Genomic DNA, 12,571 nt, shown 5'->3' with positions numbered 1-12,571 from the left:
AGCGTTGGAGGATTACTCTAACAAAATCGCTCCAGAGTTTCCGCTAATCACCTGTCGCGACAAACACTCGCCGATAGCCGTTTTGGAGACAAGACATGAAGTGGTTCACCGCGGCCATCTGCACCTTCCTTGTTGGCTCCCGGCCACTATTGTTATGTGGCGAGATCACTGAACCGGTCGTCGCAGACTTCGACTTTCTCAAAATCGCGGTGAACTCAAAGCATGTCTTGGCAGTCGAAACCGGCATGAATTTTCAGCCGATCTGGGTGCTCGACATCAAGAGCGGGGAAGTCGTTCGCCGCATCGATCCCGATTGGAAACGGGTGGAAGACAACTACGCCTTCTGTGCGGTTGCAATTTCGCCGGATGGCCAAACGATTGCATCACAGTGCAACGATGGAGCGATTCGATTTTGGAATCTGAAGTCTGGGAAGTTGTTCGCCAAACAAAAACTCCCGATTCGTGCTCTTTTTTCGAATTCTTCGAGCCTGGCCTATTCCTCGAATGGCAAATTTCTCGCGACGGCGTTACCCAAAAAAATTGTGGTTTGCGATGGCGCCACTGGCAAGCAAATCGCTCAATTCCCACATGCTGGCCATTCGGTTGCCTGGACACCGGACAACAAATTTCTGGTTTCAGCCAACGGAAATAGCGTTTCCATCATCGAAGTCGAGACCATGGCGATGGTCAATCATTTTTCTCCGAAATCGAAAGACTTTCGCACGATTTCATCGATTTGCGTCTCATCCGACGGCAAACTAATTGCCGTGGGTACACAATGGCAAGGCGTTGTCGTGTTCGACTCCGCGACCGGAAAAGAAAACGCAAGGATGAATCGACACCGCGATTGCGGGGAAGTGATGTTCAGCCCAGACAGCAAATTCCTCACGGCCGTTCGACAGCGGTCTCCGATCATCTGTGTCTGGGACATGCACAAGCGAAAACAACCCGTGATTCTCGGCCCCCACCAGAAGAACATCACCGACTGCGGATTCGCATCATTCCGGAATTCACTCGTGGTGGCCGACAATAGTCAGACGATCACGCTTTGGGATTGGCAGAAGGAAACTATTATCTGGGAGACGACCCTTCCGAAACTCGAAGTGCCTCGCGAAAAAGGTCGAGAGTTATCCCGTTTTCAGTCAAATCGAGATAATGTCTTGCGTTTCCTCGAAACCGATTGACGCCTTAGCTGCATTTCATCGCAACAAATCAATCGCGAACTTGGCGGTCGCACGAGGGCTTCCTAAACTGGAAAGCGTTGGTAGTTTCTGTCCCATTGGATTGAACCGTCAGTTCTTCGCATGAAAATTCTCTACACTCTCCTAATTGCGTTGGCCCCATTCAGTCTGTCGATATCCGATTCTTACGCCGCCACGCTCCTCGCCGGGGCCGCGAAAGTGGACATTACGGATTTCGACGCCGGGCCGGTGAATGATCCGATGTATGCTCGGGCGTTGGTCGTGAAGAACGACACCACGACGGTGGCGATGATTACCGTCGATGCGGTGGCCATTGGCGAGATTGGGCCGATTGGGGACGATTACCTGCCGGCGGTGCGGGGGGAATTGAAAAAACTCGGCATCCCTCCGACGCAGGTGATCGTCAACGCCAGCCATTGTCACGGCCTCGTGTGCGATGATGCCGACCAACGCACGATTCAAGCGGTGAAGCAAGCTATCGAGAACTTGGTTCCGGTGCGGATTGGTGTGGGAACCGGGCACGAGGATCGAGTTTCGATCAATCGGCGATTGAAGCTCAAGAACGGTCGTGAAATCGACGTGCGACATGCCTACTCGATGCCCGCCGATGAAGACGTCGCCGAGGTCGGGCCGATCGACCCGGAAATCGGCGTACTGCGGTTGGACCGGATGGATGGCCGGACGCTCGCCGTTGTCTACAACTTCGCGTGTCATCCGATTCAGGGAGCCGCCAGCAAGGGGAACACCGCCGACATGACCGGGTTCTCATCGAAGGTCATCGAAGAGAATACCAGCGACGGAGCGGTCGCTTTGTTTGTTCAAGGGTGCGGTGGCGACATCAATCCGGTGTTCTACAAGCACGTCGATCACCCCCGCGACGCCGAACCCCTCGGCAACCAATTGGGTCTGAGTACCTTGCAGGCGTACCGCAAAATTACGCCGACCGAAGACGGTCGTCTGCAGGTCATCAATGAGACGTTGAAACTTCCGCGAGCCGACAATGCCGAAAAGATTGCAGCGACCGAGTCCGAAATCGATCGACTCTTGAAGACCCTTCGTGGCACGAGTTTGAACTTCAAGACGTTTATGCCGTTGGCGGTGAAGTACAAACTCTCGCCGGAGTTTCCATCGTATTACTCGCACCGTTACATGCACGACGAAAAACTCGGCCGTCACGATTTGCCGAACTTGGACGCCGAGAACCGGCAGAATATGGAACGCTACATCGCGAACATTCACACGATGGAGCAGTTGACGCGACTCCAAACGAACTTACGATTACTCAAGAAACATCAAGCACAAAATATCGCCGCGGGCAGTCGGACGGTGGATGTGGAACTCGTCGCGATGCGAATCGGCGATTTCACGTTGCTCACCTTCCCCGGCGAACTCACGGTGCAAATCGGGCTGAACATCAAAGAGGAACTCAATCGCGAAAACACGTTCGTCGCCGGTTACACCAACGGCTACATCTATTACGCTCCCACAACGGAACAACTGTTGAACGTCGGTGGTGCCCAAGAAGACAGCGACTGCATCCTCGCCCCCGATTGGCACCCCATCTTCGAAACCAAAGCCGTCGAGATGTTAAAGAAGATCACGAAGTAGAACGTAGGGTGCGTGGTGATTCGCGATCCATTTACGAAACAGCGCCTCAAATGCGGAATCAATACATTATCATCGGTGCTGGTCTTCTTTGTGCTGCGATTGCTACTCCAATCATTTCGCATCGTTGGTTGAGTCATACAATATTCTATGTTGGGCTAACTATTTTTATTGGTATTCCGCTGCTCGCCGGCCTAATGCACAATCAAACGTCAACTTTGGCAACAATACTCGCAGTCGTTTTGCTCGGGACATGTCCAATCGTATACATTGTCTGTCAGAGTGGCCCTTCTCAGGCCGAGTCCCTAATTGGCGGATACTTCCTGTTCACCGGGTGGACTCTAATATTTGTATTCACAAGCTGGTTATCAAGATCGTTTCACTTGCGTAAGTGGGGATCAGCCGCCGTTGCAACGTTCATGACAATGACATCAGGCATCGCAGTTTGGTTTGTATTGTTCATGTTCCTAATCTTTGAATGAGTTTGTAGAGTACGTCGCGTAAGATTGCGGATTTGTGAGATTGTAAGGAACATAAGCTATCACAGAGAAAGAAGTTGTGTGCCACTGCTAGCTTGCCTAGCAGTGCGAGTGACCAGCCGTCCGGGAGTCGCCGGAAACACTGCTGGACAAGCCAGCAGTGGCACCCGTTAACGCTGACAAATGCGAAATCGTACTCGATGCACCAAATTGCAATGTCGAATTGTGGTGCGTCACGACGCACCCTACGAAGACAGATGAGAATCGAAGAGTTATGACAAAGCGTGTGGTCCTCGCGATGAGTGGCGGGGTGGATAGTTCGGCGTCGGCTTACTTGCTGCAGGAGCAAGGGTACGAGGTGATCGGGTTGTTTATGCGATCCGGAGCGACCGAGGAAACCGCCTGCGCGATCAAGCCCGGCGAGTTACCGATCATTAGTTCCGCTTCGCATAAGCAGGGGTGTTGTAGTGCGTCGGATGCCGCCGATGCTCGGCGGGTGGCCGATGCGCTCGACATTCCGTTTCATGCATTGAACTTCGAGAATGGATTCGGGCGGATCAAGGATTATTTCGCCGACGAATACCTCGCCGGTCGCACGCCGAATCCGTGCGTGATGTGCAACAACTGGCTGAAGTTCGGCAAACTCTGGGACTTCGCCGAGCAAGTCGGAGCCGACCACATCGCCACCGGCCATTACGCACAACTCGCGGACGTCGATGAGGATCAACCCGCTCTCGTGCGGGGAATCGACGAAGGCAAAGACCAATCGTACGTGCTGTTCGGCATCCGCCGAGACTTGCTCGACAAGATTCTGTTCCCCGTCGGCGAATTCGAAAAGCCGCACCTGCGGGAACTCGCCCGACGCGTCGGTATTCGCACGGCGGACAAGAAAGACAGCCAGGAAATCTGCTTCATTCCCGATCAGGATTACGTCGGTTTCATCGAACGCTATCGCGGTCCACAAGACACCACCGGCGAGATGGTCGACACCAAAGGCGAATTCATCGCTCATCATGATGGCTTCGAAAATTTTACGATTGGCCAACGCAAGGGGCTGGGTGTGGCGTTCGGTTCGCCGCGGTATGTGGTCGCCATCGAAGCGGAGACCAAGCGAGTTGTCATCGGTGAAAAAGAAGACCTCGCCCGTCACACGCTCGAAGCCGACCGATTGAATTGGCTCATCCCCGATGTGCCGACGAAAATCCGTTGTCGAGCGAAAATCCGTTACCGGCACGACCTCGCCGACGCCGTCGCAACGGTCACGGACGAGGACCGTCTCCATGTCGAGTTCGACGAACCCCAATACGGCGTCGCCCCCGGTCAAGCGGTCGTGTTATACGACGGCAACCGCGTGCTGGGCGGCGGTTGGATTCGGTGACGAGTCCCAATGGTGACTAACGCGAAATAATTTTCAGACTCAAGTAGTACATCCATACGAAAATCGCTAACAGGTTCAGCAGAAAACCGAACCAAGCTCGCCAATTCGGGGTTGCGTTATGGTCATCGCAATAGTTCATGTAACGGTACAGCAAACCAACGGAGTAGATTTGGAAAGCTGGTATCGGTAAGAAAAAAACAAACATCAGTCCAATAATCGATGATCGCCAGCCCAGAAGCAAACACTTGTTCGCTTCATTTTCCTCATCAGTTAATTCTGGTTCGAGCTCTTCAAGAGACTCGTCTTTCAATTCCACTTCGTCCTCATCTTCGCGGATCTTTTCGCCACATGAGGGGCATTGGTACGGCGGGGCCGTGAATGGTTCCCCGCACATTGGGCAGGCGATGGGTTCGGGCTCGCCGGTGAGTTGCGGTTCCTCGAGGAAGGTCTCGTCGCCATCGATGGTGTGGCCGCAGGACCAGCAGACTTCGTAACCGGCTTCGACTTCGTTGCCGCATTCGGAACACGTCCAGGCGGGCGTTGCGGATTCCTTATCATCCAAACTCAACGCACCGCGAGCTTTGGCAACGTCGGTTTCGGCCACTAATAACTTGACACCACCCAAGAATGAGCCGATCGACAACGCATCGGCCGTCGCGCCACCGTCGACGTAGGCTTTGACGCCGGCCTGTTCCAAACGGACTTTATGAAGTTCCGCATCGTGCGCGGTCGGGTACGTCGCGAGGGTCACAAGATTCATGCGGAGTTTCAATTTGTTTGATCAATGAAATACAAAGCCCAAGGGTCCCAACCCCTGGGATCCGCCGGTTGGGACCGGCGGCTTGGAGTTTTCGTCCGAAAATGATGTAACATATCGGGCAGCGACGCCAAATACCGATAGGCGTTTGCTGGAGAATCTTAACCGTCGAGGCCGCTATGGCTAGCAGTGTGTTGTCCCGGTATTTGAATCCTGATGTCCTCAGCCGCGTGGCGGATCGGGCGATCGAACCGCGGGGGTTGGTGTTGGGGAATTTGGCAGGGGCTCATAAATCGCCGCTTTCCGGGTTTGCGGTCGAGTTCGCCGGGCATCGCGAGTATGTGCCGGGAGATGATCCAAAGCACGTCGACTGGCGGCTGTACTTCACGCGGGACAAGTACTTCATCAAACAGTACGAACAGGAGACGAACTTTACGGCTCATCTTCTGATCGATGTGTCCGCGTCGATGCGGTATGGCGACGGTTCACAGCAGAAGTTGCTGTATGCGGCTCAGTTAGCGACGACTTTGGGGTATTCCGTCATTCGACAGAACGACAAAATCTCGCTGGCGACGTTCGACGAAAAACTTCGCGGGTTCGTGCCTCCGTCGAATTCGATGGCTCAACTGCACCGTATGACGGATCATCTCGATGAAATTGAACCGGTCGAGACCACGAACATTGCCCCCGCACTCGGCGAGTTTGCTAGCCGACTCGGTCGTCGGGAGATTGTGTTTGTTTTCAGCGATTTTCTAGGCGATCCCGACGAACTCGAATCGCCGCTGCAACGGTTGCGGTATAGTCGGCATGATGTCGTGTTGTTCCACGTGATGCACCATCACGAGTGGGAATTCGAGTTCGAAGGCATGGTGAAATTCCTGGGCTTGGAAGTCGAAGACGAATACACGACGCAAACCGAAGACATCCGTCGTGGCTACTTGGAAGCCGTTCGCGAACACACGCGAAAGTTGGACGAAGTCTGCCAACGCAACCGCGTGGAATGCGTGCCGGTCGACACCAGCCGCCCGCTCGCCGAAGTGCTGATCGACTACCTCAACCATCGCAGCCGTCAAAATCGCGGCCGGTAGTGGTAGCGGAGAGCGGAGAGCCGATAAGAAGCTGAGATTCCGGTCCTGGGTCCTGGCCTCTTGTCCCTTGACCTGATCTCCCGCCCCTTGACCGGGAAATTGTGCCCATCTATACTCGCCGATCCGGCAAATGGCTTGCCAATTCGCATCAATTTTCGACTTCGCTGACCGCCGCTCGTGAGAATGGATCGATGAGCAACGAACTCAAACAACAAGATCAACCCCATCACCATCACGAAGAAAGTGAATTGGAACGCTGGGGGAAAGCGGCGAAGGCCTGGCTGGAAAAGAACGGCGTGCCATTGGCAATCGGGTTGGCCGTCGTGGCTCTGATCGCCGCCATCGGGATTTTCTGGTCCCGCAGTGCCGCCGCGACGAAAGCCGCTCGTTGGGAGCCGATGATTACCGCCAACGATGCCGAACGCTTCGCCGAGATCTCCGATGAGTTCAGCGGCACTGTCGTCGCGGATTGGGCTCGTTTGAAGGAATCGCAACGGGCACTCGCCGAGGGTATTCAACTCTCGATGACTGACCGCGAAGGCAGTATCGCCGAACTGACTCGGGCTCGTGACGTTCTGGAAGGACTGCTGAAAGACGACATCAGCGATATCATCCGCGAACGTGCGTTGTACGCTCTTGGAAATACGATGGAAACGCTCGCCGGTGTGGATGTCGGCAAAGACGGCGAGAACGTGGAAGGCGTGGAACCGGCGATCGAAGTTTATCAACGACTCGTGCAGACGTACCCGAATTCGGTGTTCTTCGAACCGGCTCAACAACGGATCGCTGCTCTGAAGTCGCCCGAAACGCAAGACTTCTACGCATGGTACAAGAAGCAAGACCCGTCACCACTCGATCGCGAAGGCCCGCAGGATAACCAACCACCCGGTTCGCCAAGTGACTTCCGACCGCCGGCAGCCCCTGGTGATGGGCCGATGTTGCCTGGTAGCGACGATGCCGATGCTTTGAACGAGTTCGAAAACTTCATCAAAGACATCGAATCTGAAAAAGCCGACGGCGAAAAGACCGACACCGAAAAAACGGACGAAGCAAAACCCGCGTCGGCTGAGAAATCCAACTCGGAAGCTCCCAGCGAAGCAGCCGCCCCTGAAGAGAATGACGGTCCTGCCTTGCCGACCCCGGATGCGAACGACGATGTTTCGCCTGTCGAAACGGAAGCAAAGTAGGGGATCTCGACAATCTCTGATGTAGAGAGTGGAGGGTCGGGAGTAGAGAGTCTTGGTTTTGTGCCGCTTCGGTTTTTCACTCTCCACCCCCTATTCTCAACCCTCTACATAAGAAACAGATGACCGACCCGCCGCCCTCTTTGGAAAACGCTGAGCCGATTGAAATCACGGTCGAAGCTCGCGCTCACGGGTGGCGGTTGGACCATTATCTCGCTCGGTTGTTCTCGAATTACAGCCGCGGTTTGTTTCAGACGGCGATCTCGCAGGAACGGGTTCTCGTCAACGGAGTGGCTGCGAAACCGTCGCGTCGGGTGCGTGTCAACGACCGCCTGACGGTGCAACTTCCGAAAGAGCCCGATTCCAGTTTGCAGCCGGAAAACATTCCGCTCGATGTGCTCTTCGAAGACGATTTTCTGGTCGTCATCAACAAGTCGGCGAACATGATCGTGCACCCCGGCAAAGGGAATTATGGCGGTACGCTCGCCGGGGCGTTGCAGTTTCACTTCGATTCCCTCAGCGACATGGCCGGGACACTTCGCCCCGGCATCGTGCACCGTTTGGATCGTGACACGACCGGCGTGCTCGTCGTCGCCAAGAACAACCAGGTTCATGGCCGTCTGAGTGCCCAGTTCGAAGAACGCAGCGTCGAGAAGGAATACCGGGCCATCACTTGGGGTCACATCGAGTTCGACAGCGATTTCATCGAAACGCACACGCGGACGCATCCCAAAGCCCGCGAGAAAATGATGACTTGCGAACCCGGCGGCAACGCCCGCAAAGCGAGCACATTCTACGAAGTGCTGCGGCGGTTCTCGTTGCCGAACGGTCAGAAATTCACGTCGGTCAAGTTGCTACCCAAAACCGGCCGCACGCACCAACTCCGCGTGCACATGCAACATCTCGGCACCCCGATCGTCGCGGACCGCTTATACGGCGGACGCAAGGAACTCAAGAAATTGGTGCTCGATGAAAACGCGACCGATGGCGAAGACGTCCTCATTGCCCGCCAAGCGTTGCATGCCCATCGGTTGAAATTCAATCACCCCGAAAGCGGCAAACCGATGGAATTCATCGCCCCGCTACCGGAAGACATCGAACAAACCCTCGCCGCCCTCGAAGCAGCGGAGTAGAACTTCCGTGTGCCACGGCTCTGTGAGCCGTGCCGAGCGATATCTAACCCGAACAGCACGGCTCACAGAGCCGTGGCACACATGATCAACTCAAGCAGCGCGACGAGTTGCGGTGCTTTGTTCGTACCAGGCGACGGTGCGTTTGAGACCTTCTTCGAGGTCCATTTTGGCTTGCCAACCGAGGAGTTGGTTGGCACGGGTGGTGTCCAGACACCGTCGTGGTTGGCCGTCGGGTTTGGTGGCGTCCCATTCGATCTTGCCAGTGAAACCGCAGGCATCAGCAATCAACGTGACTAACTCGCGAATCGGAATTTCGCGACCGGTGCCGAGGTTGATCGGGGTAGGTTCGTCCATGACTTCCGCCGCCCGCACAATTCCGCTGGCGGCATCATCGACGTACAAAAACTCCCGCGATGCCGACCCGGTGCCCCAACAGGAAATACTGGGTTGGCGAGTGTCACGGGCTTCGATGCACTTGCGAATGAGTGCCGGGATCACGTGTGACGAACGCGGATCGAAATTGTCGCCCGGTCCGTAGAGATTCACCGGCACCGTGACCGCACTCTTCATACCGTACTCTTGGCGGTAGGCATCGAGCATCACGAACAAAGCTTTCTTTGCCACACCGTAGGGGGCGTTGGTTTCTTCGGGGTAGCCGTTCCAGATGTCTTCCTCAGAGAACGGCACCGGAGCGAATTTGGGATACGCGCACACCGTTCCGGCTTGCACGAATTTCTTGACGCCGCACAGCCGAGCATGTTCGACAAGATGCAAACCCATCGCCATGTTCGCATAGAAGAACCGACCGGGATGTTCACGGTTCGCCCCGATTCCGCCGACTTCCGCCGCCAGATGAATCAATACGTCCGGCCGAAAGTGCGCGAACATCCGCCGCACACCGGCTTCGGTCGTTAGGTCGTAGTCCTTCCGCCGAGGCACATCAATGTGTTGACAGCCACGTTCACGGAGCAGTTCACACACCACGCGACCAAGAAAGCCCGCGCCGCCGGTGACGGTGACTCGTGTATTCGTCCAGTTCATCGAAGTGTTTGTCATGGCTAATCCAATTTGTTCAATTGGGCATCGAAGTCTTTGTTGATCGTTTCCCGGAAGCCCGGATGGGAGACAAGTTGAACAGCATGACTCAAAGCAGACTGAGCTTCCTGGCGGATCTGCGTGTTCTTGTCGTTGCGTGCCACGCGGGTCAGAGCGGGCAAGACCGTATCGGCGGGGAAATCCGGATGACGCGCGGCCCACGCGAGATGGATCACCGCAATCGTCCGCACTGCCGCGCGATCGTCATCGAGCAACTCGATCAATCCGGGAACCGCGACCGTGCCCATGGCCAAAATCGCGAGGTTCGCTCGATTCGACTTGGCAGCACGCTGTCGAGTCGCTTGGGAATATCCCGCTTGCTCGATGTTTGCCTTCTGAGCAATCGATGGTTCGTCCAACTGCGCAGCTACTTCGACGAGCGTCAGCAGAATCTCTGGATGAGCCGCGAGGGTTTTCTCAAGCTTCAGCTGCGACGGAGCTTTTGGTAGCGAAGGCGGTGCATACGGCGATGGTTGACCGTACGGGTTTGTTGCCACCGGTTCCGCAGCCATTGTGCCAGCTGCTAGGAACCCGAAAGCAGTCGCGAGACTCAAAGCGTGGAAGACATGTTTCATGGGTGAACTCCCACTTGCGTGAATTGCATATTCACAGTGTTCTGGAGATTTCGGCGATAATTGTCGTTGGACAGTAGGCTAATCAGCATTGCTAACCCATGCTGAGCGGCTTCCTTCACTTGTGGATCAGCATCTTCCTGAGCCACCCGACTGAGCGCTGTCACAACGGTTTCCACCGGGTATTCGACACTGTCATCCAAGGCGGCGAAGGCGAGATTCTGAGCGGCCGCCGTGCGATACTTAGAATCCTCATGTTCGAGCATTTTCAAGTGCGCGGGGATCGCTTTCGTCCCGAGACTCACGATCGCTCGCATTGCTTCGTCTTCGTTTTTCCCGTCAACGACCATTTTGACGATCTGCACCATGATTTCCGGATGGTCATTGATGACCTTGCCGATCGCGGCTTTTTCCGCGTCTCGTGAGGCCCGTTTTTCTTGAAGTGCTGTGGCGTCTTGCGGTTGCAATTGCGGAACGGTCCCGGTGATGCTGTGCCCGATTTGCTGCATCTGCGCGACAACTTCGAGATCGAGATCGCCCATCTGGACGATACCGCCATTTTGGGCCGCCGACTCCGCCATCTGCCGAGCGGCATCTGGGTTAGAGTTGAGATAAGCCTGCACCGCTGCGCTGTACTGCTGCACGAGAGCGGGGTTTGCGGGCGGGACCGGCTTGGGTGCCGAGGCGGGATCATCCGCCAGAATCGATTGCGACACCAAGAGCAGAACCCAAGTGAACACAAAACGGGCAGATGCAGTCATCATCGATTCTCCGGTTGAGACCGTTGACTTGAGGTCGCTTCCCATCATCACCCCAGACCTCATCACATCATCAGCAACTCACGCCGCTTTGCGGGGGTACTTCGGAAATGTGTGGCCGGCTTCACGGAGAGTCTTCTCGCGGGCGGCGAGTTCCACGTCTTCCTCGACCATCATTTGCACGAGTTGTTCGAAGCTGACTTTCTGTTGCCAACCGAGCTTCTGTTTCGCTTTCGTGGCATCGCCGAGGAGCAGATCGACTTCCGTCGGACGGAAGTAACGCGGATCGATCTCTACGAAGTCTCGGTAATCCAGATCGACGCACGAAAACGCCAATTCCAGAAATTCGCGAACCGAATGTGTCTCACCGGTTGCGACGACGTAATCCTCGGCTTGTTCTTGTTGAAGCATCAGCCACATCGCTTCGACATAATCACCGGCAAAACCCCAGTCGCGTTTGGCGTCGAGATTGCCCAGGTAAAGTTTGTCCTGCAAACCGTGCTTGATCCGACCGATGCCAAGTGTGATTTTCCGTGTGACGAAAGTTTCGCCGCGACGGGGGGATTCGTGGTTGAACAGAATCCCGTTGCTGGCGTGCAATCCGTAGGCTTCGCGGTAATTCACGACTGCCCAATACGAAAAGACTTTCGAGCAGGCATACGGGCTGCGTGGGTAGAACGGCGTGGTTTCCTTCTGCGGTGTTTCGACGACTTTGCCGAACATCTCGCTTGATGATGCCTGGTAGAATCGAATTTCCCGACCGGTGGTGTCCTGCACTTCGCGGACGGCTTCCAACAATCGCAGTGTGCCCATCGCATCGATGTCAGCGGAGTCGAGCGGCATATCGAAGCTCACCCGCACATGGGATTGGGCCCCGAGATTGTAAAGTTCATCTGGCTCGACAGCGTCGAGCACACGACGCAAGCTGTTCGCATCGGAGAGGTCGCCGTAATGCAATTTCAACCGCACATTGGGGTTGTGGGGATCTTGATAGAGATGATCGATCCGCCCGGTGTTAATCGTCGAAGCCCGCCGGATTAGCCCGTGAACTTCATATCCTTTGGAGAGCAACAACTCGGCCAAGTAGCTCCCGTCTTGCCCGGTGATGCCGGTGATGAGAGCAACGGGTCGGGATGTGGAATCGTGGGCGTCCATGCGTTTTCCTGTCTCTTGCGTCCTGCAGCCGATCGAACCGTCGCGGTGTAACGGACGTGTGGAAATGCGTCAATAGCGAATCAGAGCTGAGAGTGGGGAGTTGAGAGTGAGGAGTAGAGGGTGGGATAGCAATGTCATTTCACAACTCTCTACCCCCTACCCTCC

General features: G+C 55.5%; 11 protein-coding genes. 6 read left to right on the top strand and 5 right to left on the bottom strand.

Annotated elements, in window-relative coordinates; genetic code table 11:
- The first annotated feature begins 95 nt into the window (after positions 1–95).
- From AC5DDB_RS09190 to mnmA, 3 genes are all read left to right on the top strand, one after another.
- The gene (locus tag AC5DDB_RS09190) at positions 96–1,184 is read left to right on the top strand and encodes a WD40 repeat domain-containing protein (RefSeq protein WP_491739416.1); all 1,089 of its coding nucleotides are present in this window, start codon (positions 96–98) and stop codon (positions 1,182–1,184) included.
- A gap of 120 nt (positions 1,185–1,304) precedes the next feature.
- Positions 1,305–2,810 (top strand): hypothetical protein, encoded by a 1,506-nt coding sequence (locus AC5DDB_RS09185; protein WP_491739415.1) that lies wholly within the window; start codon positions 1,305–1,307, stop codon positions 2,808–2,810.
- A gap of 750 nt (positions 2,811–3,560) precedes the next feature.
- A complete protein-coding gene (gene mnmA / locus AC5DDB_RS09180) occupies positions 3,561–4,664 on the top strand; it encodes a tRNA 2-thiouridine(34) synthase MnmA (protein ID WP_491739414.1) in 1,104 nt (367 codons plus the stop codon).
- A 16-nt stretch (positions 4,665–4,680) separates the two neighbouring features.
- Here the strand turns inward: mnmA and AC5DDB_RS09175 are convergent, their stop codons facing one another.
- Positions 4,681–5,424, bottom strand: coding sequence for a double zinc ribbon domain-containing protein (locus tag AC5DDB_RS09175; RefSeq protein ID WP_491739413.1), 744 nt, complete (start codon positions 5,422–5,424; stop codon positions 4,681–4,683).
- Positions 5,425–5,600: 176 nt separating this feature from the next.
- Here AC5DDB_RS09175 and AC5DDB_RS09170 point away from each other — a divergent pair, with 176 nt between their 5' ends.
- The 3 genes from AC5DDB_RS09170 (at position 5,601) to AC5DDB_RS09160 (ending at position 8,826) form a co-directional block, all read left to right on the top strand.
- Positions 5,601–6,509, top strand: coding sequence for a DUF58 domain-containing protein (locus AC5DDB_RS09170; RefSeq protein WP_491739412.1), 909 nt, complete (start codon positions 5,601–5,603; stop codon positions 6,507–6,509).
- Positions 6,510–6,700: 191 nt separating this feature from the next.
- Positions 6,701–7,696, top strand: a complete 996-nt coding sequence (locus AC5DDB_RS09165) for a YfgM family protein (protein ID WP_491739411.1) — start codon at positions 6,701–6,703, stop codon at positions 7,694–7,696.
- A gap of 119 nt (positions 7,697–7,815) precedes the next feature.
- Positions 7,816–8,826 (top strand): RluA family pseudouridine synthase, encoded by a 1,011-nt coding sequence (locus AC5DDB_RS09160; protein WP_491739410.1) that lies wholly within the window; start codon positions 7,816–7,818, stop codon positions 8,824–8,826.
- Positions 8,827–8,916: 90 nt separating this feature from the next.
- Here the strand turns inward: AC5DDB_RS09160 and AC5DDB_RS09155 are convergent, their stop codons facing one another.
- The 4 genes from AC5DDB_RS09155 to gmd all read right to left on the bottom strand — a co-directional run bounded on the left by AC5DDB_RS09155 (position 8,917) and on the right by gmd (position 12,406).
- Positions 8,917–9,882: a GDP-L-fucose synthase family protein gene (locus AC5DDB_RS09155; RefSeq protein WP_491739409.1), complete on the bottom strand. Its 966-nt coding sequence runs from the start codon at positions 9,880–9,882 to the stop codon at positions 8,917–8,919.
- Positions 9,883–9,884: 2 nt separating this feature from the next.
- Entirely contained in the window at positions 9,885–10,496 is a 612-nt protein-coding gene (locus tag AC5DDB_RS09150) for a hypothetical protein (RefSeq protein WP_491739408.1), read from the bottom strand.
- Positions 10,493–11,257, bottom strand: a complete 765-nt coding sequence (locus tag AC5DDB_RS09145) for a hypothetical protein (protein WP_491739407.1) — start codon at positions 11,255–11,257, stop codon at positions 10,493–10,495. Before AC5DDB_RS09145 ends, AC5DDB_RS09150 begins: the two co-directional genes overlap by 4 nt.
- 75 nt (positions 11,258–11,332) lie before the next feature.
- On the bottom strand, positions 11,333–12,406 hold the full coding sequence (gmd, locus tag AC5DDB_RS09140) for a GDP-mannose 4,6-dehydratase (protein ID WP_491739406.1): 1,074 nt from the start codon (positions 12,404–12,406) through the stop codon (positions 11,333–11,335).
- Positions 12,407–12,571: the final 165 nt, after the last annotated feature.

It is taken from the genome of Thalassoroseus sp., from assembly GCF_984380535.1.
This window is presented reverse-complemented; position numbering and strand designations above follow the sequence as displayed.